The organism is Duganella sp. Root336D2 (genome assembly GCF_001425005.1).
Lineage (GTDB): Bacteria > Pseudomonadota > Gammaproteobacteria > Burkholderiales > Burkholderiaceae_D > Rugamonas.
The window spans coordinates 139,492-161,903 of record NZ_LMDB01000035.1 but is presented as its reverse complement, the minus strand read 5'-3'; the positions used below and the strand labels follow the sequence as shown (position 1 = coordinate 161,903).

Genomic DNA, 22,412 nt, shown 5'->3' with positions numbered 1-22,412 from the left:
CTATGCCAACCGTAAACGACGTTACCCAGCTCAATCCGATCAATGTCTACGCCGTAGCGACACCAAGCACCACGGCGGATTTGCAGGACGCGCTGCGCAAGACCAGCCTGCCGATTTCCATCGGCGGCGGCCATTTCAGCATGGGCGGCCATACGGCCAGCCCGGGCAGCCTGCACCTCGATTTGCGCGGCATGAACCGCGTGCTCGAATTCTCGCCGGCGGACCGCCTGATCCGCGTGCAGGCCGGCATCCGCTGGTGCGATATCCAGCGCTTCATCGACCCGCACGGCCTGTCGGTGAAGATCATGCAGACCTATGCCAATTTCACCGTCGGCGGCGCGCTCTCGGTCAACGCCCATGGGCGCTATATGGGCCTGGGCCCGGTGGTGCTGTCGGTGCGCTCGATTACGCTGGTGCTGGCCAGCGGTGAAGTGCGCGAAGCGAGCCCGCAGCAGAACAGCGAGCTGTTTTACGCGGCCATCGGCGGCTACGGCGCAATCGGCATCATCGCCGAAGCCGAACTGGAACTGGTGCCGAATACGCGCGTGCAGCGCGGCAGCGTGACGCTGGCGACCAAGGATTATCCGGCCTGGTTCGATGTGAATGTGCGCGGCCGCAAGGAAATCACTTTCCATAACGCCGACCTGTATCCGCCGCAGTACACCCGGGCGCGCGCCGTGAGCTGGACCGTGACCGACCTGCCGGCCGACAAGCCGCGCCTGCAGCCGCTGAACCGCGCCTACCTGGCGGAGCTGTATTTCCTGTGGTCGGTGTCCGAATCGCCGTTCGGCAAATGGCGCCGCGAATACCTGCTCGACCCGCTGCTGTACCGGAAGAAGAAGGTCCACTGGCGCAATTACGAGGCCGGCTACGACACGGCGGAACTGGAACCTCTGGGCCGCTCCGAGCGCACCTACGTGCTGCAGGAGTATTTCGTGCCTTGCACGCGCATGGACGAATTCGTGCCGAAGATGTCGGCCATCCTTGCCAAGCACCGCGTCAATACGATCAATATCTCGATCCGCCATGCACTGTCCGACCCGGGCACGCTGCTGTCGTGGGCGCGCGGTGAAACCTTCGCCTTCGTGCTGTACCACAAGCAGCGCACGCGCGACAATGCGCGCGAACGCGTCGGGGTATGGACACGCGAACTGATCGACGCCGTGCTGGAATGCGGCGGCACCTACTACCTGCCATACCAGCTGCACGGCACGCATGAACAATTCCACCGCGCCTACCCGCGCGCGAAAGAACTGTTCGCGATGAAGCGCGAACTCGATCCCGAGTACCGCCTGCGCGGCGCGCTGTGGGATAAATACTATGCGCCGACGCTGGACCTGAATCCGAACGGGGAGGCGGCGCGCCTTTCGCTGTTCCATTCCGTGTATGGCAGCGAGCGCGAGGCGGACAAGTTCTACGCCTTCCTGCAGAACATCTTCAACCTGTTCCCGGAAGATCGCTTCCACACCCTGATTCGCAAGGCGACCACCGAAAACCACGACGAAGAATCGATCTACCGCGCTTTGCAAGCCGGCCTGCCGGGCATTACGCCGCCGCTGTCGCTGCTGCGCTATGCGCTGCCGTCGCTGGTGGTGCAGAAGCAGGAGATGGGCAGCCAGGCCAAGCGCCTGCTGGGCGACCAGCCCTTGCGCGACTACGTGGAGATCGGCACCACCGGCCGCTACGTCAACGCACTGCGCAAGCACCTCAAGCTGAGGGGCAAGGTGACGCTGGTGCACGACAAGGCGCCGGGCTATTCGCCGGTCGACATCGTGGAACGCGGCGGCCTGATGCAGGTCGGCAAGTTCGTGCACATGAAAGATTACGCGCCGATCGACCTGCCGGAGCAAAGCGCGGACCTGGTGAGCTGCTTCGTCGGCCTGCACCATATGCAACCGGAGAAGCTGAAGCCGTTCCTGGCGTCGGTGGCAAATATCGTGCGCCCGGGCGGCTACTTCGTGGTGCGCGACCACGATGTGAAAGACCGCACGATGGACGATTTCGTCAGCCTGGCGCACTGCGTGTTCAACGCCGGCCTGGGCGAGCCATGGGCCGTCAATTCGACGGAGCTGCGTTTCTTCGCTTCGGTCGACGAATGGATCAAGCGCGTGGAAGCGGCCGGCTTCGAGCATACGGGCGAGCGCATCGTGCAGGATGGCGATCCGTCCGCAAACGTCCTGATGGCTTTCAAACGGATCTGATATGCGCAAACTCTTGCTGGCATTGAGCCTGCTGGTGGCTTGCCTGACCAGTTCCGCCGAAAGCCCGATTGCGGCGGAGCAGCGGCGCAGCGTGGAGCAGACTTTCCTGACGTTCCCGGAATGGTTCCTGGTGCATAGCCCGGCCGAATACGCGCGCTACGTGAAGCAGCACCCGGCCCACAATTTCCCTTTCCTCGGGCATGTGGGCCAGATCTGGAGCAGCTATGCGGCGGTGACCGAAGAACAGGTGCGCGCCAAGTACCCGGCCAATGCGGGCTACCACGTGATGATTGGCGTGATCGGCGGCAGCACCACGCTGGAATACGGCCTGCGCTCGCTGTACGAAAACACGCTGGGCCGCATCAGCTGGGCGACAGCCTCGGCCTTGACCCCGGAGGATGAATACGGCGCGCGCGTGGCGCAGGATTACGTCGATTTCATCCGCAAGGAGCCATGGTACCTGTACAACTTCGGCGCCAAGCTGAAAGGGCTGTGGTCCGATACACCGCTGTTCGGCGCCAATATGCTGCGCAAGCTGGAACGGCGCTATGCGCTGACCACCGAGTACCTGGTCAAGGCCGCATACGGCCAGTTGATCAAGCTGGGAACCAGCGCAGCTTACGAACCGGCCCTGATGACGACGCAGGTGGTGGCCGACCACGAGCCTTACGACCTGGCCGACATGCAAAACGTCAAGTTGCTGCGCATGCTCGACGATGGCCGCGCCGTACTGGAACTGCCGCGCTATTACGACTTCCGCCTGGCGGCGACGCGCCTGGGGCTGCAGGATGTGCAGTTGCAGGACATCGCCGGCAATAGCGGCGTGATCCTGGTGACGGTGCTGACGCGCGGGCAGGGCACGGCAGCGCCGCCGGACACCCGGGTGTTGTTCGAACAGCCGATCCTGACCGAGCCGGGGCGCAAGCGGGTGGCGCTGGTGATGCGGGTGGCAGCGCTGTCACGCTACCTGGTCGACGCGCCGCGCCAGGGGATAGAAGTCGAACACGTGTATGACTATTAAGCGCCTGCTGGCCTATGCGCTGCTGGCCCTGGCCGGCGGCGCGGCCGTGTGGGGCACGGTCGCCGTGTGGCAGGCGCAGGCACGCCAGACCGGCAACCGCGCAGCGCTCGCCCCCAAAGGCGGCGAGTTTGTCGATGCCGGCGATGCGCGGATCTTCATCCAGCGCAGCGGCAGCCGCGAGGCGCCGGCCGTGGTTTTCCTGCATGGCACGGGCTCGTGGAGCGAAACCTGGCGGGCCTCGATGGAGACCGCCACCGGCCTGGGCTACCAGGCGGTCGCCCTCGACATGCCGCCATTCGGCTATTCGATTCCGCCCGAATCGGGCGAATACGACAAGCAGCAACAGGCTGCGCGGCTGCGCAGGGCGCTGGATAATGCCGGCATCCGCCGCGCCGTGTTCGTGGCGCATTCCTTCGGTGCCGCGCCGTTGATGGAAGCCTTGCTGTCCACGCCGGACGAGGGCAGGGTGCAGGCCCTGGTGCTGGTGGATGCCGCGCTGGGCCTGGACCAGCCCCAGGAGCAGGGCGACAGCATATTGCAGGCCGTCCTGCGCTGGCGCTGGGTCAGCCAGCCGCTGGCCGCCGGATTCCTGACCAAGCCGCAATACACCGGGACCCTGCTGAAAAGCTTCATCAGCGAAAAAGAGAAAGCCACGCCAGCCTGGCAGCAGGTGTACCAGCAACCGCTGATGCTGGAAGGCAGCTACCAGCAGGTCGCGGCCTGGCTGCCGGAATTGCTGGCGCGGCGCGGCCATGCCGCCAGCGACTTGCGCGACGCCTACGGCAGGATCGCCTGGCCGGTAACCTTGCTGTGGGGCGAGACCGACACGATCACGCCCCTGTCGCAGGCGGAAAACCTGCAACGCCTGATTCCCGGCGCGCGAATCGTGCGCATTCCGCGCGCGGGGCATAACCCGCAGATCGAAGAGCCGGAATTGTTCCAGCAAGCGCTGGCCCGCATCCTGCAGGATGCCAGGCCCGGCCGCTGAGCGTGCCGCGTTCAGCCTGCCTCGTCTTTCCCCCCCTGCCGGTTGCCACTGCGCGCGGTCTGGCGACTCTCGCCGCCCTTGCGCCCGATTTCAGCCATGTGCTCGCGGTTGCGGCTCACCACTTCGCCGCCTTTTTGACCGGCGCGGCGCGCTTCCTCCGAGGTGAATTCGTGCGCCGTGCCCTTCTGGTGCGCGGCCTGGCCGCCCTTGCTGGCAATCATGCGCTGGGTTTCCTTGTCCATTGCCGCGAAGCCGCGCTTGCCATTGCCGCTCCTGACCTGCTCGTCCGGTGTAGCCATGATCCACCTCCCTCAATTGCCCAAGAATCCGGGCGCGGGCCCGGGCCGGAAGCAGCGTCGCGGCTGCTTCTTGGGCTTTGAGGGAAAGTCGGCGGTAAAAGTTCAAATTATTTTTTCGGGTTCAGGATCCGGCCTGGCCGGTGGCCGAACGTTCGCCTTCCGCTTCGGCAGTGTTATTGCCGCGCACGGGCTGGGCGCCGAAATCGTGCTCCAGTTCTTCCTTGCGGTCTTTCAACTGTTCGCACAATTGCGCCAGGTCGGCATCGCTTTGCCGCACTTTGGGGAACATTTCCTGTTCTTCCTCAGTGACGTGGTGCTCCACGCATTCACGCAATGTCTGCACCGTGCTATCGAGTTCGCTGTCGCCGGCGGCCATGCCGCGGATATGCTCGACCAGCTCCTTGATGGTGCCGTGTTCTTCCAGCGCTTCATCGACTTGCTGCTGTGCGCCAGTTTCGGCGCGCACGGCGGGGTAGAAGATTTCTTCTTCAAGCGTGGCGTGGATCGTCAGGTCCATGCAGATCTGCTGCGCCAGGTCATGCTTCAAGCCCTGGTGCGAGGCATCGCATTTTTCAAACTCGCGGAATAGTTTTTTGACCTTGTCGTGGTCGGAGGTGAGAAGCGCCACGGCATCCTTGGCCGTGGCGCTCTGGTTTTGCTGGCTCATGCTGGCTCCTTCGCTGCGTCGGTTGGGCCGCGCCGCCGCAGGAGGGAGCGATCAAGCGATTTGCAGCACCAGCTTGCCGAAGTTCTTGCCTTCGAACAGCATCGTCAGCGCCTCAGGGAATTTCTCGATGCCTTGCACGACATCTTCCCGGCTCTTGATCTTGCCTTCCTGCAGCCATTTGCCGAGCGCGGCAACGGCTACGTGGTAGCGGTCGGCGTAGTCGAACACGACCATGCCTTCCATGCGCGCGCGGTTCACCAGCAGGGACAGGTAATTGGCTGGGCCTTTGACCGCAGTCGTGTTGTTGTACTGCGAAATTGCGCCGCAGATCACGATGCGGGCCTTCAGGTTGATGCGCGTGAGAACGATATCGAGGATGTCGCCACCAACGTTGTCAAAGTATACGTCAACGCCATTTGGACAGTGTTCCTTCAGGCCGGCACGCACGTCGCCGCCCTTGTAGTCGATGCAGGCGTCAAAGCCGAGCTCCTTGACCACGAAATCGCACTTTTCCTGGCCGCCGGCAATGCCGACCACGCGGCAGCCGAGCTGTTTGGCCACCTGGCCGACGGTCTGGCCGACCGCACCGGCTGCGCCGGACACGACCACGGTTTCGCCGGCTTTCGGCTGGCCCACTTCCAGCAAGCCGAAGTAGGCGGTCATGCCGGGCATGCCGAGGGTGTTGAGCCAGGTGGTGGCGGGGGCCAGGCGGGTGTCGACCTTATGCAGTCCGGCATGGCGGTCGTCGGCGGCGCCGATCCAGTACTGCTGCACGCCGAAGCCGCCGCCGATCCTGTCGCCGACGGCAAAGCGGGGCGATCTGGAGGCCACCACTTCGCCCAGGCCGCCGGCGCGCATGACTTCGCCGATGCCGACCGGGCGGATATAGGATTTGGCATCGTTCATCCAGCCGCGCATGGCAGGGTCGAGCGAGAGGTAGAGCGTTTTGACCAGCACTTCACCGTCGGCCAGCTCGCGTACCGGCTCTTTGGTGATTTGCCAGTCGCTGTCCTTGGGCAAGCCGACCGGGCGGGCGGCGAGGCGAAACTGGGTGTTCTCCATATTTGCTCCTTTTTAGGAATAGTACGGTCATTCTATTCCGGAATTTGGCAGCCGTGGCAATGTTCATGCGACAATACCGTCCCGCCCATGACCTGAACGTGCCATGAATCACCCAGAATACATCCTCACGCTCTCTTGCCACGACCAACGCGGCATCGTCCATCGTGTATCGGGATTCCTGGCTGAACATGGCTGCAATATCATCGATTCCGCCCAGTTTGGTGACGCGGAAACGCAACGATTCTTCATGCGCGTGCACTTTGCGCGCGAGGACGCGGCGTTCAGCGACGCGCTGCTGCGCGAGGATTTCGCCAGGGTGGCGCAGTCCATGGGCATGGAATGGGCGCTGCACGATGCGCACGCCAAGCCGCGCGTGATGCTGATGGTGTCCAAGATCGGCCACTGCCTGAACGACCTGCTGTTCCGCTACAAGAGCGGGCTGCTGCCGGTCGAGATCCCGGCCATCGTCTCGAACCACATGGACTTCTACCAGCTGGCGGCCAGCTACAACATCCCGTTCCACCACCTGCCGCTGGCAAGCGGCGCGCCGGAGCAAGCCAAGCTGGCGCAGGAAGCCCGCATCGCCGAGCTGATGGAAAACCACCAGGTGGACCTGGTGGTGCTGGCGCGCTATATGCAAATCCTGTCGCCGTCGATGTGCGAACGCCTGAAAGGGAAGGCGATCAATATCCACCATTCCTTCCTGCCCAGCTTCAAGGGCGCCAAACCGTATGCGCAGGCGCACAAGCGCGGCGTGAAGCTGATTGGCGCCACCGCCCACTTCGTGACCGGCGACCTGGACGAAGGCCCGATCATCGAGCAGGACGTGGAGCGTGTCGACCACGCCATGGATTCGGATGCGCTGACCGCGATCGGCCGCGACGTTGAATGCGTGGTGCTGGCGCGCGCTGTGAAATGGTTCGTCGAACACCGCATCCTGCTGAACGGCGATCGCACTGTAATCTTCAAATAATCAATAAGTAATGGCACTGAAATCTACGATTTATAAGGCGGAATTGTCCATTGCGGACATGGACCGCAATTACTACGCAACCCATCTGCTGACCCTGGCGCGCCATCCGTCCGAAACGGATGAACGCCTGATGGTGCGCATCGTCGCTTTCGCGATCCACGCCGACGAAGCGCTGGTGAATGCGAAAGGCATTTCCGACACCGAAGAACCGGACCTGTGGCAGATGGACCTGACCGGCGCGATCCAGCTGTGGATCGAAGTCGGCCAGCCGGACGAGCGCCGCATCCTGAAGGCCGCCGGCCGCTCGGATAAGGTGATGGTGTATTCCTACAGCTCCGCCTCGCACGTGTGGTGGAAGCAGATCGCCAGCAAGATCGACCGCGCCAAGAACGTCAGAGTGGTGAACATCGACGCCGACGCCAGCGCTGCGCTGGAAAAAATGGCGCAGCGCTCGATGCAGCTGCAGTGCACGATCCAGGACGGCCAGATCTGGCTGACCGACGGCAGCACGACCGTGGAAATCCTGCGCGAAGTCTGGAAGGCATAATCCGGCAAATCGGTGGCAGAATGGGTTCATCATGCTGCGCTACCTTATTGCCTTTTTATTCATCGCCCAGGGGGCCGCGGCCCAGGCAGTGACGCTGGCCGAAGTCATGGCCGGTTCGGCGAAACTGTATCGCGCGCAGATCGACGAGTTGCGCAGGGGCTACCGCCTTGACGACGACCAGCGTTTCGGTGCGCGGGTGGCAGCGCTGGCGCGCCCATTGATCGAGCAAGCGAAGCGCGAGTATCCGGAATCGGCCGCCTGGGACTGGGAGCTGCACACCACCACCGATGGCGATGCCAATGCCTTCGCCATGGCTGGCGGCAAAATGCTGGTCAGCCGCGCCTACGTCGCCGAATTGTCGTTGACCGATGCGGAGCTGGCCATGCTGCTGGCGCATGAAATCATGCACACGGTATTGCGCCACAACCTGAAGGAATTCGAAGAAGCGCTGCGCCTTGAGCCCGGGCGCGCGATGCAGTCCTTCGCCCAGTTCGAAGACGATATCGACAACGACGGCGCGCTGATGCGCAAGCTGGCAAGCTTCAACCAGCAGCAGGAATTGGAAGCCGACCGCGAAGGCCTGCTGTTTGCGGCGCGTGCCGGTTGGCCGCCGCTGGCGCTGGCGGCCTATTTCCGCAAGCTGGCAAGGCACAGCCATTCCCCCAACTTCGAACGCTTCGACCATCCTTCGCCGGCCAGCCGCTGGCATGCCGCGCGCGACCTGGCTGCGCAAATGGAAGCGTCTCGCTAGGCTATAATGCCCGCCATGCATATGAAATCGTCAACCCGCTTGCGCTGGATCTGGATCGCGTGTTTCGCCATCCTGCTGAACGCGCTTGCTCCGGCGATTTCGCATGCGGTAAACGGCAAGCCGCGCAGCTGGGAGATTTGCCTGAACGACGGCACCCGGGTAAACGGCGTGGGCGAGCTTGATTACGCCACCTTCGTCGCCTTGACCGACCGCAGCAAAGCGCAATCGCCGGCGCAGCCGATGGCACAGATGGGCATGGAAGACTGTTCCTACTGCCTGCCGCATGCGGGCTGGTTTGGCCTGCCGCCGTCCAGGCTTGTCCTGCCTTTACCGCTCGATGGCGCCGCCTTGCGCCCGACCCTGTTCTACCAGTCGCCACAACCGCTGCCGCTGTGGTCGGCGTCCCATCCGCGAGGACCGCCTGCACACGCCTGATTTCGTCCCCCATTTAACGAATCAAGGAGTGAAAAATGAAAAAGCAGTTCTTCGCGTTCGCCATGTCGATCGCCTTCGCCGCCTCCGCCGCGGCCCAAGTTACCGTGCGCGAGCCATGGATTCGCGCTACCGTGCCGGCCGCGCAGGCGACCGGCGCCTTCATGGAGCTGGTTTCCAAACAGGATGCGCGACTGGTTGAAGTGCGCTCGCCAGCCGCCGGCATTATTGAAATCCACCAGATGGCCATGCAGGGCGACCGCATGATGATGTCTGCGGTCGAGGGCATCGACCTGCCGGCCGGTAAAACCGTGGCGCTGGCGTCCGGCGGCTATCACATCATGATGATGGACCTGAAGCGCCAGATGAAGGCGGGTGAAACCGTCTCCATGACGCTGGTAATCCAGGGCAAGGGCAAGAAGCCGCAGACCGTGGAAGTGCAAGTTCCGGTCAAGCCCCTGTCGTACACCGCTCCCAAGCACTAAGGAACCGGCCATGAAAAAATTCCTGATCGCCGCAGCATTGCTGGCGGCAACGTCTGCGCACGCCCATATCTCGCTGGAACAGCGCGAGTTCGCTGCGGGCAGCTACCAGAAACTGGTGTTCCGTGTCGGCCATGGCTGCAACGGCAGTCCAACGACTGCGGTCAGCATCCGCCTGCCGGAAGGGTTTGCGCCGATGCGGCCGATGTTGAAGAATGGCTGGAGCATCGAGCGCACACCAGAGAGTGTGACCTGGCGCGGCGGCCCGCTGCCGGACGAGTTCTACGACGAATTTATTATCTTCGGCAAGCTGCCGGCGGCAGGGAGCCATACCGTGAAAATCGTTCAGTCCTGCCAGTTCGGCACTGCGAACTGGGACGCCACTGTCGAAACGCGCTAAGGGCTGATCATGAAATTCGAATACAAACCGCTGGCAGCAATGCTGGCGGCGCTGGGCTTCGCTTGCCCGGCGCAAGCGGACCACGTGGTGACGATCAATGGCGGACGGCCGACTTCATTACCGACGCAGATCCCGACCACGATCGAAGGCATTACCGGCGCGCAGGTTGAAGACCGCATCAACGCTTTCGACAGCGAAGACGCCCTGAAGTATCTTCCAAGCCTGAACGTGCGCAAGCGCTTTATCGGCGATTATGACCATGCGGTGCTGGCCAGCCGCGCTTCAGGTACCGGCAACAGCGCTCGTTCGCTGGTGTACGCCGATGGCATCCTGCTGTCCAACTTGCTGGGCAATGGCGCGACTTATACGCCGCGCTGGGGACTGGTGACGCCGGAGGAGATCGAGCGCGTCGATGTGCTGTATGGCCCGTTCTCGGCAGCGTACGCCGGCAACTCGGCGGGTGCCGTGGTGGATTTCCAGACGCGCATGCCGGGTAAGCTCGAGGCGCATGCCAAGCTGTCATGGGTGGGCCAGGATTTCGAGCAGTATGCGACGGATTCGCGCCATACGGGGCGCCAGTACAGCGCTTCGCTGGGCGACCGCTCCGGCGCGCTTTCCTGGTGGGTGAACCTGTCCCGGCTCGATAGCGACGGCCAGCCGATCGCCTTCGCCAACAAGCTGCAGTCGGCCGGCGTTGCGCCGAAACCGGGCGAGCCGGCTGGCATACCGGTGACAGGCGCCATCGCCGACCGCAACCCGTCAGGCAAGGACTGGTACATTCTCGGCAGCACGGGCCAGGTGAACACGGTGCAGGACCACGCCAAGGTGAAGCTGGCCTACGATTTCTCGCCGACGCTGCGTGCCAGCTACACGCTGGGCTGGTGGCAGAACGACGTGGTGCGCAGCGTCGAATCGTATTTGCGTGACGGCGCCGGCAATGCGGTAACCAGCGGCACGATCAATATGGGCGGCAAGCGCTTTACGCTGCTGCCTTCGGATTTTGCCGGGGCGCGCGCGGACTTGGAGCATGTCGTGCACGGCCTGTCGTTGAAGACGCATGGACGCGGCGCTTTCAATTGGGAGATCGCCGGCAGCGCCTACGACTATTCACGCGACCTGGCACGCGTGCCGACGGGAGCCGGGCGGGGCAACCTGACTGATATGGGCGGCAGCGGCTGGAATACGCTGGCGCTGCGCGGCAACTGGCGCGCCGATGCTGCGCACCAGGTGGAGTTTGGTGCGCAGCGTGAGAGCGCCAAGCTGCGCACGCATGTGACCAGCGTGGCGGATTGGATTGCGGGCGAAGGCGGCAAGCATGTGTCGACCTTCAATGGCAATACGCGCCTCGAGAGCGTGTACGGCCAGGATACCTGGCGCTTGTCGCCGCAGTGGAAGGCGACCCTGGGCCTGCGGCATGAAACCTGGCGCGCGTATGGCGGCGAGATCTCGGGTGCGGCAGGAAAGCTGCTGCCTTTCACCGACCGCCGCGAAGCAGCCTGGTCGCCGAAGGCTGCGCTGGCATGGCGTGCGGGGGAGGCCTGGACGCTGAAGGCCTCTGCGGGGCGCGCAGTGCGCAATCCGACGGCAGCGGAGTTGTTCCGGGGCTCGATTGTGGACGAGAAGATCGTCAACACCGACCCGAACCTGCGCGCGGAGAAATCCTGGACCAGCGAGCTGACGGCGGAGCATATGACAGCAAAGGGAAGTGCGCGCGCCACGCTGTTCGGCGAAGTCACACGCGATGCGCTGTATTCGCAGCCGCTGACTGCTACCGTCAACACGGTGCAGAACGTCGGCAAGATCCGCACCCGCGGGGTGGAACTGTCGCAGCAGGCGGAAGATGTCCTGCTGCATGGGCTGACGCTGCAAAGCAGCCTTACCTACGCGGATTCGGCGATCGCCTCGAACGATGCCATGCCTTCCAGTGTCGGCAAGCGCCAGCCGCGGGTGCCGAAATGGCGCGCGAATTTTCTGGCTTCATATCATGTAGGCCAGCATTGGACCGGCACCGTCGGCGTGCGCTACAGCGGAAGGCAGTTCGGCACGCTTGATAACAGCGATCCGAATGGCTCAACGTATATGGGCGTGTCGGATTACCTGGTTGCCGATGTGCGCGTGCGCTACCGGATCAACCGGCAGTGGAGCGCGTGGGTCGGTGTCGACAACCTGAATGGCGAGAAATACTGGGCCTTCCACCCATATGCCCAGCGCACCCTGAGCGCCGAACTCAAGTTCGACCTCTGACGCTACCCGGCGCCACGCCCCGCTTAGCCGGGGCGTGGCGCCGGGCCGAAGCCCTGCGCTGCCAGATTTTCCGGAATGAAGCCCTAGTTAGTTCGGGCCGCCGGCCAGGCGCTTCACGCTGCCGGAGCCCATGACGCTCTTGGTGAGCTGCGGTTCGCCGTAATAGCTGACGTCGCCAGAGCCGGCCACGCTGACGGACAGCGCTTGCTTGGCCCACACTACCGCCTGGCCCGAACCACCGATGCTGACTGCAGCTTCACGCGTCGCCAGCTGCCCGGTGCTGACTTTGCCCGAGCCGCCGATCGACACCTTCAATTTGTCGGCCGAACCGCTTGCCTTCAGGTTGCCGCTGCCGCCCAGCGAGACGGTGATCGACTCGCCTTCGATATTGCGCAGGTTCATGGAGCCCGAACCGCCCACATTGAAGGACAGCTTGCCGCCGCGCAGGCCTTCCGCATCGACCGAACCGGAGCCGCCCACCGAAATGCGCTCCAGTTTCCTGGCGGTGATCACGACTTTCAGGGTGCGCGTATCGAATTGCAGGTTGGGGCGGATGGGACGGATATGCAGGGTGCCGTCCTCGACCACGGTTTCAATCAGCGGCAAGATGTTGTCATCCGACTCGATACTCACGCTGTCGGTGGTGCCGATACGGACTTCCACATTGCCCGGCAGGCCCAGGCCGAGGCCGGTAAAGTTGACCGCTTCGCGTGCCTGCCTGGAAATTTTGCCGTTGCCCTGCACCCGTTCGCCGGCAAACCAGCCCAGTGGAGCGGCCGACACGACGGCGACCGGTGCGGCAACAGCAAAAACGGAAGCGGCGACCAGGGCGTTGCGCATTGCGGCGGACATCTTCATCTTGTTTCTCCTCTGTGAATCATTATTCGATGGTCACATCGTATCGAAGCCGGCGCCATGGTGCGCGCCTGGTGCGACAGGGCGCCGCCTCGCAGGGACAGAATGCAAATGCCGGGGACAGGGCGCGGCTCCTGTATCATTTCGTCCATGCTTACAATCATCATCAAACAGGGCAAGGAGAATTCCATCCTTGCCGGCGACCCCTACATCTACCTGTCCGCCATCGAGCGCGTCGACGGGCGTCCCGCTGAGAAAAACAAGCCCGGCGCGACTGCCACGGTACTGTCTTCCTCCCGCAAATTCCTGGCGCGCGCCGCCTATAACGCCAAATCACAGATCGCCGCCCGCGTCTGGACCCTGCGCGAAGACGAGCCAATCGATCACGCCATGGTGAAGCGGCGCGTGCGCGCCGCCATTGCGCGCCGTAGCCATGCGCTGCAATCGGCCCGTCCCGATGAACTGGTGCCGATCGTGCTTGGCGATGAAGACGGGCTGTCCGGCCTGCTGGTGCATAGTTATGGCGGCAAGGATGGCTACCTGGTGTGCCAGTTCCAGTCAGCCGCTGTGGAGGCGTGGAAAATCGGCATTGTGCAGGCCCTGATCGCGGAAACGGGTTGTCAAAATGTTTACGAGCGCGCAGACAAACTGATCCGGGAAGGCGAGGGCTTGCACGTCAAGTCGCGTGCGCTGGCAGGCGAGGAGCCGCCGCAACGCCTGACGGTAAGCGAGCGCGGTCGCAGATTTCCTTGCGATATCCGCACTGGATTTGAATATCCGAAATAAATGTTGTTCACCAACCACTTACATTTCCTAGAGCAAATGCAATAAAATCATGCGAACCAATTGGAGAGCACAGGCACTATGGAATACTCGCAAATTCGCACCCTCACGTATATCGAGAACGAAGACCACCCGGTCTTTGGCACTCTGGTCGAGCAAATCCTGCACCTGTTGAATTCCAAGCTGGTCTTCTCCGACATCCTGATCCACCAGAACAGCCCCTTGCTGCTGCGCCAGCCAAAGGGCCTGGTGGCCGTGACCGATTCCCCGATCACGCGCGAAGAGCTGGAAGAATTCTTTGAAGTGGTGGAACCAAACTGGCGCGAACGCATCCAGGATCGCGCTTTCGACCGCGCAATAGACCTGCATACCGCGCGCATCCGCGCCAACTGCTTCAGCTTCCAGGGCAAGAAGCGCCTCGGCTGCGTGATTCGCCGTTTCCCGAAAGAGCCGTTGCTGCTGTCCGGCCTGGGCCTGCGCCCGACGGAAGAGAAGTTCGCCCAGCTTTCGAGCGGCCTGGTGCTGATCATTGGCGACACCTGCCAGGGCAAGTCGACCACCATCGCCTCGATGCTGGACGATATCAACAAGAACCGTTCGGGCCACATCATTACCATTGAAGATCCGGTCGAGACCTTGATCCCGCAGCGCAAATGCGTGATCACGCAGCGCGAAGTGGGCTTCGACGGCGACGTGGAAACCTTCGACCTGGGCGCCAAGGACGCTCTGCGCGAACGCCCGGACGTGATCGTGATCGGCGAGATCCGCGACGCCGAAACCGCGCACGAAGCGCTGGCGCTGGCCGAATCCGGCCCCCTGGTGCTGGCTTCGCTGCACGCACGCTCGACCGAGCTGGGCCTGCAAAAGATGATCCGCCTGCTGGGCAACACCGAACCGCAGCGCCAGGCCCTGGCCCATGCGCTGCGCGGCGTGCTGTGCCAGGCGCTGATGCCTGCCATGGATGGCGACCGCTACTTCCTGGCCACGGAAAGCCTGACCGTCAATCCGGAAGTGGCCGCTGTGATCGAAAATGGCAGCGTAGCCGAACTGCGCAACGTCATGGAGCACAAGACCGCCCCAGGCTGCTACACGATGAACGAATGCCTGCGCAAGCTGCTGGCCGAGAAGAAGGTCAGCATCGAAGACGCCCGCCACGCCACCACCGACCGCCTCGGTTTCGCCGACATGGTATAAAAAAGAAAGTCGGGGTCAGGTCTGGCAAGCGGACATTGCGCGAAGCGCAAAGCTCCTCGAGAAGCCAGACCGGACCCCGACTTTTATTATTCTAGGGGCACGTTGCGGTAGCGGTTGACCGTGGTGCTTTCGACCGGCGGGGCGTTGTTGCCCCATGCTGAGCGCAGGTAGGATACTACTTGTGCTACTTCCACATCATTCAGTGAATGGCTGAACGGCGGCATGCCGTAAGGCCGCGGGTTGCCTGCCGTACCGGGGGCGAAGCCGCCATTCAGTACGATGCGGATCGGGTTCACCGCTTCATCCATTGTCAGCGCGCGGTTGCCGGCCAATGGCGGGTAATGCGGGGCGATGCCTTCGCCTTTTTCGCCGTGGCAGTCCAGGCATTGCTTGCCGTAGATCTTCTCGCCGGCTGCCAGCCAGGCTGCCGCCTCAGGCTCTTTCGAGCGTTCGTACGGCGCGCGCTGGCCGCTTTCGTTCGGCAGCGACTTTAAATACACCGCCATGGCGCGGGCGTCTTCATCGCTCAGGTGCTGCAGGCTTTCGCGTACCACTTCCGCCATCGGGCCGAATACGGTGGCGCGCTGCGAGATGCCGGTCTTCAGCAGGTCGGTGATGTCTTTTATTTCCCAGTCTCCCAGGCCGGCCTCGCGGTCGGAAGTGAGCGAGGGCGCGTACCAGCCCAGCACCGGTATCAGGCCGCCCGACAAGCCTTTGTCGCTGGCGCCCAGCGCATTGCGTTCACTGTGGCAGGCGATGCAGTGGCCGGGGCCTTGCACCAGGTAGGCGCCGCGATTCCATTCTGCGGACTTGCCGGTGTCCGGCGCGTACACGGCGGGCTTGAAGTACAGGGCGCGCCATACCGCCAGCATGGCTTGCTGGTTGTAGGGGAAGCGCAATGTGTGCGGCTGGCTGGCCTGCTTCACCGGCGTGATGGACTGGAAGTAGGCGTACATCGCGTCCGAGTCGTCGCGCGTCATCGCCGTGTAGTTCGTGTACGGGAAGGCGGGGTAGAGCAGGCGGCCGTCCTTGGCTTTGCCGTTGTGCAGGGCGTTCCAGAAATCGTCGGCAGTCCAGTTGCCGATGCCGGTTTCCTTGTCGGCGGTGATGTTGGGCGAGACCACGTTGCCGAACGGTGTTTGCAGGGCGCGGCCGCCGGCAAAGGCGGCGCCGCCGCGCGTGGTGTGGCATGCCATGCAGTCGGCGGCCTTGGCCAGGTAGGCGCCGCGCGCAACTTTCTCCGCGGTGGGCATGTTCTTCGATGCGTCGCTTGGCGCCGGGCCTTTGTCGTGCCTGGGCCAGATGAAGCCGACCGCTGCGACGATGAGCAAAAGCGGTACGGCAATGGCGATTTTTGTGTTGCGGTTCATGATCGGCTCTTCTTATTGCGGGACGCCGCCGCATTCCATCGGCAGCGGCTTGGGCAGGGAGGTTGCAGGGCGTGCGTTGGGATCGGCCGGTTGCGCGGCGAGCCAGCCGGAGACGGCCGCGACGTCGGCTTCGCTCAGGCGGTTGGCCACTTCGGCCATGCAGTCCGGCCTGTGCGCCTTGCGCTTCTGGTTGCGCCAGGCGCCGAATTGCGCGTTGATATAGTCGCGCGGCAGTCCAATCAGGCCGGGGATGGCGGGTGCGACGCCGGTCATTGCGTCGCCGTGGCAGGCGATGCAAGCCGGCACTTTGCGCGATGGGTCGCCCTGGTGCACCAGCACGCGGCCGCGCTCGATCATTTGCGCCGTGGCGCTGGTGGCGGCTGGCGGCGGATAAGGGGCGTGCTGTTCGGAAAAGTACTGTGCGATCTCGCGCAGGTAGGCGTCCGGCAGTTGTTCCACCATATAGGTCATCATCGGGTACTGGCGGCGGCCTTCCTTGAAGTTCAGCAGCTGGTTGTACAGGTAGCCGGCGGGTTTGCCGGCGAGGCGCGGGAAGAAGGCGTCGCCTTGCTCATTGGCCTTGTGGCAGGCGATGCAGGCGGCGACACGCTGCTCGACGGTGTCCGACAGGCTGGCCGGGGCGGCCGGGGCGGATGCGGCCACAAGAGTGGCGCTAAATGAGAGAATGCGTAGGGAAAGTCGCATGATGAATCCGTTCTTCTTGTGATGGGTCAAGGATACGCCTGCGCGGCAGAGAAAAACAGGCTCAGAATGGCCACGGAAAGAGGGTATCAGTTTGAAGCTTTACGAAGCGCTGGCAGACGAATTGGCGGGCTTGATGGCATCCGGCGTGCTGCGGCCGGGCGAAAAACTACCCTCGGTGCGGCAACAGCAGGAACGGCGCGGTGTCAGCCCGTCCACGGTATTCCAGGCGTACTACCAGCTCGAGGCCCGCGGGCTGATCGAGTCGCGCCCGCGCTCGGGCTACTATGTGGCGTCCCGGCACTTTGCCGCAACGCCGGAACCCGAGCTGTCGCAGCCCGATGCCGCTTGCACGCTGGTTGACGTCAGTGAGCTGGTATTCCAGGTGCTGGAAGCCAGCCGCGCGCCGGGCATTGTGCCTCTCGGCTCTGCCTTCCCCAGTCCTTTGCTGTTCCCGCTCGAAAAGCTGGCCCGCGCGGTGACGGCCAGCATGCGCCATATCGACCCCTGGAGTACGGTTGCCGACCTGCCGCCGGGGAATGCCGAGCTGCGGCGACAGATCGCCTTGCGCTACCAGCTCGATGGCCTGCAGGTGTCACCGGACGACATCATCATCACCAACGGCGCACTGGAAGCGCTGAATCTTTGCCTGCAGGCGGTGGCGCGGCCGGGCGACACCGTGCTGGTGGAGTCGCCGAGCTTCTATGCGGCCTTGCAGGCGCTGGAGCGCATGGGCCTGAAGGCGGTGGAAGTGGCGACGCATCCGCGCGACGGGATCGACCTTGGCGCACTGGCGCTGGCGCTGGCGCAGCATAAGCCGCGTGCTTGCTGGTTGATGACCAGCTTCCAGAATCCGCTGGGCAGCCTGATGACGCCTGAGAAAAAGCAGGCGCTGGTTGAACTGCTGGCGGCCCATGATGTGCCGCTGATCGAAGATGACGTGTACGGCGAGCTGTATTTCGGTGCGCAGCGGCCGGCGCTGGCCAAGCGTTTCGACAGCAAGGGTATTGTCATGCATTGCAGTTCGTTTTCGAAATGCCTGGCGCCTGGATTCCGCGTTGGCTGGGCGGCGCCGGGGCGCTTTGCGCGGCAGGTGGAGCGGCTCAAGCTGACCACGTCGCTGGCTGCGGCGATGCCTTCGCAGCTGGCGCTGGCGGAGTATCTGGGGCAGGGCGGGTATGAGCGGCACCTGCGGCAGTTGCGCAGTGCGCTGGCGGGGCAGCAGCGGCAGATGCTGGCGGCGATCGCGGCGCATTTCCCGTTGGGGACGCGGGTGACGCAGCCGCAGGGCGGGTATTTCCTGTGGTTGGTGCTGCCGGAGTCAGTTGATGCGCTGGAGTTGCATCGGCAGGCGCTGGCGCAGGGGATCAGTATTGCGCCAGGGCCGATGTTCAGCGCGAAGCGCGCATTCCGCAATTGTATCCGCCTGAATTACGGGCATGCCTGGGATGAGCGCCAAGCGGATGCGATTGCTATGCTGGGGCGGCTGGCTTGCCGGGCTTGGGGCGCTTCGACGGCTTGATCGGCGGCAGCACGTTGCCGATGCCGATCCAGTGGCGATACACGCGCAGCGCAACTTGCGCATCGTCGGCCGCGTACAGGATCTGCTTTTCGTTCAGCCGCGGCGTGGCCCAGTTGGTGGTGGAGATCTTCTTCGACTTGGTCAGCGACCGCCCGAAATACTTGGCGACGGCACTCTTGGCGCCCAGGTCGTTTTTTTGCCCCGGCACGCGCAGCACCACGCCCAGGTCCACCACTTTCAGTGGCTCGATCCCGAGTTTGGCGCGCACACGCTTGACGTCGTCGGACAGGCCGAAGCCGATCTTCAGCGTCATGTCGGATTCAAGGATCGCCTTGACCGTCGCCAAATGGGGGAAGGCATCGCCAACCTGGAACAGCCAGGCATGGCGGTCGTCCGCAAACTGGATCAGGTGCGGGCCGTTCGAGCTTTCACCCTTGACGAAAGTGGGTTTGGATTCGGTGTCGAAACCAATCGCATCCGCCGCCAGCAAGGCCGCTTGCGCCGCCTCCGCATCGGCGGCGGTTTTTACGAGCCTGACGTCGGCCAGCCGGATGCCCTCATAAGGAGGCAGTTCGGGGACGGCTTCTGGCGCGCCGCCCATTACTTCTTGGAGAATTTGGCGGTCAGCGCCTGCAGCTTCTCCGTGCGGCGGCGGTCGGCCTCTTCGGCGGCGGCAGCTTCACGTTCGGCAGCGCGTTCGGCCTTGCGGCGTTCCACTTCTTTCTTGTAGCGTTCCGCCAGGGTTTCCTTGGCGTGCTTGCGGTGTTCGTCGGTGACTTCGGCGCCGGTGCTGCCATCGAGGTTGTAGCGGACGGTGGCTTTTTCCATCACGCGCAGGTAGCGCTGCGAGGAAGTGTGGATGCCCAGGGCCGCGCGCATCAGCTTGCGGTTAAGCTCCGGCATCGCGGCGATAAGCTGTTTGTCGATGCCGATCGACAGCGGCATGCTGTCGCGGAACGGGGCATACTGTTGCTGCAATTGCTTGAGCAGGGCGCGTGCAGAATTGGGGGCGGCAGGTGCGGCGGCTTGGCCTTCGGCCGGCTGCTGGGGGGTAGTGCTAGTGTTCATCGACTTCATAGATTAATCAAGAGCCGCCAGCATACCACGAGGCACGCGCCTGGCGCATTGTGTTTTCGCTCATGATGTGGTTTTGATATCGATTTAATGGGTGCAGTCCAGCCCAAACCCTTGTATAATGGCAGACGCGCCAAATGCAGGACGGTGCGAATTCAGTTTGGTAAAGAGTTTTCGGCCGGGGCCGCGCTGCCCTGTTGAGTCCAGTTCCAGGGCATGTGCCCTCTCTAATCACTGAATCATCGGAATCGGGCCCGGTCGTGCGGGCTTTTTCTTTTCCTGATTATCCCTGAAACCGGGCCATCGCGAGCCTTCGATAAGTGCACCTTCGGGCGCGCTGAGAGAGATATTGAATGACGAAACCTAAGACCCTGACGTTGTCCGCCAAGAAATCCACAGGCTCCGCTACTACCAGCGCTCCGTTGGCTGTGCCAAAGACCAGCCTTTCGTATGTGATCGACAACGCTCAAGAGGAAGCAGGAAAAGTCATGGTCGTAAAAAAGTCCCGCCGCCTGGCTGCCGTGCCGATGGTGGAAACGCCGCTGGAAGCCGCTGCCGACGAATCGGCCGCCAAGACCCGCGCCCGCAAGACCGCTGCTGCCAAGCCGGTGTCGCTGGCCGTCGTCGCCGAAGAAGCGCCGGTGGCGGCGCCTGCAAAGCGCGGCCGCAAGCCTAAGGCTGCCGAACCTGCGCCCGTGATCGTGACCACCGGCCCGGCCGCTGTGACGGAAGTGCGCGACGCCGCCGTGCTGGCATCGATCGACACCTCCGGCTACCTGCTGCCGCAAGTGAAGGTGCCGGGCCGCCGCGGCCGCAAGCCAAGCGAATTCACCCCGGAAAACGACGAAGTGGCGGCCCTGAACGCCGTGGAACGCGCCGAACTGAAGGCCGCGTCCAAGGCGCGCGAGCGCAAGGCCAAGGGTGTCGACGCCTTCGGCATGGCTGACGGTTCCAATGCGGAGGAGCTGGAAAAGCGCCGCACCCAGTTCAAGAACCTGATCAACCTGGGCAAGGACCGCGGCTACCTGACGTACGCCGAGATCAACGACCACCTGCCGGAAAACATCGTCGACCCGGAAGCGATCGAAGGCATCATCGCGACCTTCAACGACATGGGCATCGCCGTCTACGAGCGCGCGCCGGATGCGGAAGCGCTGCTGCTGTCCGATAACGTGCCGACCGCCGCCAGCGACGACGAGGTGGAGGCTGCTGCCGCCACCGCGCTGTCGACCGTCGATTCCGACTTCGGCCGTACCACCGACCCGGTGCGCATGTATATGCGTGAAATGGGCGCCGTGGCGCTGCTGACCCGTGAAGGCGAGATCGAGATCGCCAAGCGTATCGAAGGCGGCCTGCGCGACATGATCCAGGCGATTTCGGCCTGCCCGACCACCATTTCCGAGATCCTGACCCTGGCCGAGAAGATCGAAAAGGACGAGATGAAGGTGGACGACGTGGTGGACGGTTTCGTGGACCTGAACGAAGACGCGCCGACCCCTGCGCCGGCCAAGATTCCTGCCGCAGCTGCCGACGATGAAGAAGAGGAAGAAGAGCTGGACGAAGAGGAAGAAGACGGCGACGTCAACGGCGGCGCCGCCGGCTACTCGACCGAACAGCTGGCGCAGCTGAAAGCTGACGCGCTGGCCAAGTTCTCCCTGATCTCGAGCCAGTTCGACAAGATGCGCAAGGCCGTCTACGGCAACGCTGCCTACGTGAAAGCGCAGGACATCATCTCCAACGAGCTGCTGGGCATCCGCTTCACCGCGAAAGTGGTGGAAAAGCTGTGCGACACCCTGCGCGGCCAGATGGAGCAGGTGCGTTCGATCGAGCGCGCCGTGCTGGAACTGTGCGTCAACCGCTGCGGCATGCCGCGCGCGCACTTCATCAAGGTCTTCCCTGGCAATGAAACCGACCTGGATTGGGTCGATGGCGAAGTGGCTGCCGGCTATCCGTACAGCGCGGTGCTGGGCCGTAACGTCCCTGCCATCAAGGAACTGCAGAACAAGATGATCGACCTGCAGGAGCGCGTGGCGCTGCCGCTGGCCGACCTGCGCAAGATCAACAAGCAGATGGCTGCCGGCGAAAAGCGTGCCCGTACCGCGAAGCGTGAAATGACCGTGGCCAACCTGCGCCTGGTGATCTCGATCGCGAAGAAGTACATCAACCGCGGCCTGCAATTCCTGGACCTGATCCAGGAAGGCAATATCGGCCTGCTGAAGGCGGTCGACAAGTTCGAATACCGCCGCGGCTACAAGTTCTCGACCTACGCGACCTGGTGGATCCGCCAGGCGATCACTCGTTCCATCGCGGACATGGCCCGTACCATCCGCGTGCCGGTGCACATGATCGAAACCATCAACAAGATGAACCGCATTTCGCGCCAGATCATGCAGGAAACCGGTTCCGAGCCGGATATGGCAACCCTGGCGCTGAAGATGGAAATGCCGGAATCCAAGGTGCGCGAAATCATGAAGATCGCCAAAGAGCCGATTTCCATGGAAACCCCGATGGGCGAGGATGGCGATTCCCAGCTGGGCGACTTCATCGAAGACAACACCACGCTGGCGCCGCTGGACGCCGCGCTGCATGCATCGATGCGCAATGTGATCAAGGAAGTGCTGGACTCCCTGACCCCGCGCGAAGCCAAGGTGCTGCGCATGCGTTACGGCGTCGAGATGTCGAACGACCACACGCTGGAAGAAGTGGGCAAGCAGTTTGACGTGACCCGCGAACGTATCCGCCAGATCGAAGCCAAGGCCATGAGCAAGCTGCGCCAGCCATCCCGTTCGGACAAGCTGAAGACGTTCCTGACGGAGAAGTAATCGGCCGTCGGCGCGAGGAAAAA

Annotated in this window: 22 protein-coding genes; 14 read left to right on the top strand and 8 right to left on the bottom strand. The window is 63.2% G+C overall.

Going from position 1 to position 22,412, the window contains the following annotated elements; all coding sequences use genetic code 11:
- Positions 1-2 precede the first annotated feature (2 nt).
- The 3 genes from ASD07_RS21200 to ASD07_RS21190 are packed head-to-tail and all read left to right on the top strand — an operon-like array spanning position 3 to position 4,210.
- Positions 3-2,201, top strand: a complete 2,199-nt coding sequence (locus ASD07_RS21200) for an FAD-binding protein (protein ID WP_055934793.1) — start codon at positions 3-5, stop codon at positions 2,199-2,201.
- 1 nt (position 2,202) lies between these two features.
- Positions 2,203-3,222: a hypothetical protein gene (locus ASD07_RS21195; RefSeq protein WP_055934791.1), complete on the top strand. Its 1,020-nt coding sequence runs from the start codon at positions 2,203-2,205 to the stop codon at positions 3,220-3,222.
- Complete coding sequence (locus ASD07_RS21190; protein ID WP_055934789.1) at positions 3,212-4,210, top strand: alpha/beta fold hydrolase; 999 nt, start codon at positions 3,212-3,214, stop codon at positions 4,208-4,210. Before ASD07_RS21195 ends, ASD07_RS21190 begins: the two co-directional genes overlap by 11 nt.
- An 11-nt stretch (positions 4,211-4,221) precedes the next feature.
- On the opposite strand, the gene ASD07_RS21185 is transcribed toward ASD07_RS21190, so the two are convergent.
- The 3 genes from ASD07_RS21185 to ASD07_RS21175 all read right to left on the bottom strand — a co-directional run bounded on the left by ASD07_RS21185 (position 4,222) and on the right by ASD07_RS21175 (position 6,238).
- Positions 4,222-4,509 carry a KGG domain-containing protein gene (locus tag ASD07_RS21185; protein ID WP_055934787.1) on the bottom strand — a complete coding sequence of 96 codons (288 nt, stop codon included), beginning with the start codon at positions 4,507-4,509 and terminating at the stop codon, positions 4,222-4,224.
- A 121-nt stretch (positions 4,510-4,630) separates the two neighbouring features.
- The gene (locus ASD07_RS21180) at positions 4,631-5,176 is read right to left on the bottom strand and encodes a hemerythrin domain-containing protein (protein WP_055934785.1); all 546 of its coding nucleotides are present in this window, start codon (positions 5,174-5,176) and stop codon (positions 4,631-4,633) included.
- Positions 5,177-5,227: 51 nt separating this feature from the next.
- On the bottom strand, positions 5,228-6,238 hold the full coding sequence (locus tag ASD07_RS21175) for an NADP-dependent oxidoreductase (RefSeq protein ID WP_055934783.1): 1,011 nt from the start codon (positions 6,236-6,238) through the stop codon (positions 5,228-5,230).
- 103 nt (positions 6,239-6,341) lie between these two features.
- Here ASD07_RS21175 and purU point away from each other — a divergent pair, with 103 nt between their 5' ends.
- From purU to ASD07_RS21140, 7 genes are read left to right on the top strand one after another with little or no spacing between them, the layout of a single operon-like run.
- A complete protein-coding gene (gene purU, locus ASD07_RS21170; protein ID WP_055934781.1) occupies positions 6,342-7,211 on the top strand; it encodes a formyltetrahydrofolate deformylase in 870 nt (289 codons plus the stop codon).
- 10 nt (positions 7,212-7,221) lie between these two features.
- The gene (locus ASD07_RS21165; protein WP_055934779.1) at positions 7,222-7,758 is read left to right on the top strand and encodes a YaeQ family protein; all 537 of its coding nucleotides are present in this window, start codon (positions 7,222-7,224) and stop codon (positions 7,756-7,758) included.
- 31 nt (positions 7,759-7,789) lie between these two features.
- Positions 7,790-8,509 carry a M48 family metalloprotease gene (locus ASD07_RS21160; RefSeq protein WP_055934777.1) on the top strand — a complete coding sequence of 240 codons (720 nt, stop codon included), beginning with the start codon at positions 7,790-7,792 and terminating at the stop codon, positions 8,507-8,509.
- A 21-nt stretch (positions 8,510-8,530) separates the two neighbouring features.
- Positions 8,531-8,944: a DUF2946 domain-containing protein gene (locus ASD07_RS21155; protein WP_156398122.1), complete on the top strand. Its 414-nt coding sequence runs from the start codon at positions 8,531-8,533 to the stop codon at positions 8,942-8,944.
- A gap of 35 nt (positions 8,945-8,979) precedes the next feature.
- The gene (locus ASD07_RS21150; RefSeq protein WP_055934773.1) at positions 8,980-9,426 is read left to right on the top strand and encodes a copper chaperone PCu(A)C; all 447 of its coding nucleotides are present in this window, start codon (positions 8,980-8,982) and stop codon (positions 9,424-9,426) included.
- 10 nt (positions 9,427-9,436) lie between these two features.
- Positions 9,437-9,823, top strand: a complete 387-nt coding sequence (locus ASD07_RS21145; RefSeq protein WP_055934771.1) for a YcnI family protein — start codon at positions 9,437-9,439, stop codon at positions 9,821-9,823.
- A 9-nt stretch (positions 9,824-9,832) separates the two neighbouring features.
- The gene (locus ASD07_RS21140; RefSeq protein ID WP_055934769.1) at positions 9,833-12,067 is read left to right on the top strand and encodes a TonB-dependent receptor; all 2,235 of its coding nucleotides are present in this window, start codon (positions 9,833-9,835) and stop codon (positions 12,065-12,067) included.
- Positions 12,068-12,154: 87 nt separating this feature from the next.
- Here ASD07_RS21140 and ASD07_RS21135 read toward each other — a convergent pair whose 3' ends face one another.
- On the bottom strand, positions 12,155-12,925 hold the full coding sequence (locus ASD07_RS21135; RefSeq protein ID WP_055934767.1) for a head GIN domain-containing protein: 771 nt from the start codon (positions 12,923-12,925) through the stop codon (positions 12,155-12,157).
- 147 nt (positions 12,926-13,072) lie between these two features.
- Here ASD07_RS21135 and ASD07_RS21130 point away from each other — a divergent pair, with 147 nt between their 5' ends.
- Positions 13,073-13,708, top strand: a complete 636-nt coding sequence (locus tag ASD07_RS21130) for a hypothetical protein (RefSeq protein WP_055934765.1) — start codon at positions 13,073-13,075, stop codon at positions 13,706-13,708.
- 78 nt (positions 13,709-13,786) lie between these two features.
- On the top strand, positions 13,787-14,899 hold the full coding sequence (locus tag ASD07_RS21125) for a type IV pilus twitching motility protein PilT (RefSeq protein WP_055934763.1): 1,113 nt from the start codon (positions 13,787-13,789) through the stop codon (positions 14,897-14,899).
- Positions 14,900-14,985: 86 nt separating this feature from the next.
- Here the strand turns inward: ASD07_RS21125 and ASD07_RS21120 are convergent, their stop codons facing one another.
- Positions 14,986-16,269 carry a cytochrome c gene (locus ASD07_RS21120; RefSeq protein ID WP_082507483.1) on the bottom strand — a complete coding sequence of 428 codons (1,284 nt, stop codon included), beginning with the start codon at positions 16,267-16,269 and terminating at the stop codon, positions 14,986-14,988.
- Positions 16,270-16,281: 12 nt separating this feature from the next.
- On the bottom strand, positions 16,282-16,974 hold the full coding sequence (locus tag ASD07_RS21115; protein ID WP_055935385.1) for a c-type cytochrome: 693 nt from the start codon (positions 16,972-16,974) through the stop codon (positions 16,282-16,284).
- Between the two features lie 91 nt (positions 16,975-17,065).
- Here ASD07_RS21115 and ASD07_RS21110 point away from each other — a divergent pair, with 91 nt between their 5' ends.
- Positions 17,066-18,493 carry a PLP-dependent aminotransferase family protein gene (locus tag ASD07_RS21110; protein WP_055934762.1) on the top strand — a complete coding sequence of 476 codons (1,428 nt, stop codon included), beginning with the start codon at positions 17,066-17,068 and terminating at the stop codon, positions 18,491-18,493.
- Here the strand turns inward: ASD07_RS21110 and ASD07_RS21105 are convergent.
- Together ASD07_RS21105 and ASD07_RS21100 are read right to left on the bottom strand one after the other, a co-directional pair.
- Positions 18,444-19,094: a 3'-5' exonuclease gene (locus tag ASD07_RS21105; protein WP_055934760.1), complete on the bottom strand. Its 651-nt coding sequence runs from the start codon at positions 19,092-19,094 to the stop codon at positions 18,444-18,446. The two genes, ASD07_RS21110 and ASD07_RS21105, sit on opposite strands and share 50 nt — an antisense overlap.
- On the bottom strand, positions 19,094-19,570 hold the full coding sequence (locus tag ASD07_RS21100) for a ProQ/FINO family protein (RefSeq protein WP_055934758.1): 477 nt from the start codon (positions 19,568-19,570) through the stop codon (positions 19,094-19,096). The genes ASD07_RS21105 and ASD07_RS21100 overlap by 1 nt, the downstream gene beginning before the upstream one ends.
- 350 nt (positions 19,571-19,920) lie before the next feature.
- On the opposite strand from ASD07_RS21100, the gene rpoD reads away from it, so the two are divergent.
- Positions 19,921-22,389 (top strand): RNA polymerase sigma factor RpoD, encoded by a 2,469-nt coding sequence (gene rpoD, locus ASD07_RS21095; RefSeq protein WP_055934756.1) that lies wholly within the window; start codon positions 19,921-19,923, stop codon positions 22,387-22,389.
- Positions 22,390-22,412: the final 23 nt, after the last annotated feature.

Excerpts from the sequence above, each read along its gene's own strand:
- ASD07_RS21200 (WP_055934793.1), top strand. The coding sequence starts at position 3 with ATGCCAACCGTAAACGACGTTACCCAGCTCAATCCGATCAATGTCTAC.
- ASD07_RS21195 (WP_055934791.1), top strand. The coding sequence starts at position 2,203 with ATGCGCAAACTCTTGCTGGCATTGAGCCTGCTGGTGGCTTGCCTGACC.
- ASD07_RS21190 (WP_055934789.1), top strand. The coding sequence starts at position 3,212 with ATGACTATTAAGCGCCTGCTGGCCTATGCGCTGCTGGCCCTGGCCGGC.
- ASD07_RS21185 (WP_055934787.1), bottom strand. The coding sequence starts at position 4,509 with ATGGCTACACCGGACGAGCAGGTCAGGAGCGGCAATGGCAAGCGCGGC.
- ASD07_RS21180 (WP_055934785.1), bottom strand. The coding sequence starts at position 5,176 with ATGAGCCAGCAAAACCAGAGCGCCACGGCCAAGGATGCCGTGGCGCTT.
- ASD07_RS21175 (WP_055934783.1), bottom strand. The coding sequence starts at position 6,238 with ATGGAGAACACCCAGTTTCGCCTCGCCGCCCGCCCGGTCGGCTTGCCC.
- purU (WP_055934781.1), top strand. The coding sequence starts at position 6,342 with ATGAATCACCCAGAATACATCCTCACGCTCTCTTGCCACGACCAACGC.
- ASD07_RS21165 (WP_055934779.1), top strand. The coding sequence starts at position 7,222 with ATGGCACTGAAATCTACGATTTATAAGGCGGAATTGTCCATTGCGGAC.
- ASD07_RS21160 (WP_055934777.1), top strand. The coding sequence starts at position 7,790 with ATGCTGCGCTACCTTATTGCCTTTTTATTCATCGCCCAGGGGGCCGCG.
- ASD07_RS21155 (WP_156398122.1), top strand. The coding sequence starts at position 8,531 with ATGAAATCGTCAACCCGCTTGCGCTGGATCTGGATCGCGTGTTTCGCC.
- ASD07_RS21150 (WP_055934773.1), top strand. The coding sequence starts at position 8,980 with ATGAAAAAGCAGTTCTTCGCGTTCGCCATGTCGATCGCCTTCGCCGCC.
- ASD07_RS21145 (WP_055934771.1), top strand. The coding sequence starts at position 9,437 with ATGAAAAAATTCCTGATCGCCGCAGCATTGCTGGCGGCAACGTCTGCG.
- ASD07_RS21140 (WP_055934769.1), top strand. The coding sequence starts at position 9,833 with ATGAAATTCGAATACAAACCGCTGGCAGCAATGCTGGCGGCGCTGGGC.
- ASD07_RS21135 (WP_055934767.1), bottom strand. The coding sequence starts at position 12,925 with ATGAAGATGTCCGCCGCAATGCGCAACGCCCTGGTCGCCGCTTCCGTT.
- ASD07_RS21130 (WP_055934765.1), top strand. The coding sequence starts at position 13,073 with ATGCTTACAATCATCATCAAACAGGGCAAGGAGAATTCCATCCTTGCC.
- ASD07_RS21125 (WP_055934763.1), top strand. The coding sequence starts at position 13,787 with ATGGAATACTCGCAAATTCGCACCCTCACGTATATCGAGAACGAAGAC.
- ASD07_RS21120 (WP_082507483.1), bottom strand. The coding sequence starts at position 16,269 with ATGAACCGCAACACAAAAATCGCCATTGCCGTACCGCTTTTGCTCATC.
- ASD07_RS21115 (WP_055935385.1), bottom strand. The coding sequence starts at position 16,974 with ATGCGACTTTCCCTACGCATTCTCTCATTTAGCGCCACTCTTGTGGCC.
- ASD07_RS21105 (WP_055934760.1), bottom strand. The coding sequence starts at position 19,094 with ATGGGCGGCGCGCCAGAAGCCGTCCCCGAACTGCCTCCTTATGAGGGC.
- ASD07_RS21100 (WP_055934758.1), bottom strand. The coding sequence starts at position 19,570 with ATGAAGTCGATGAACACTAGCACTACCCCCCAGCAGCCGGCCGAAGGC.
- rpoD (WP_055934756.1), top strand. The coding sequence starts at position 19,921 with ATGACGAAACCTAAGACCCTGACGTTGTCCGCCAAGAAATCCACAGGC.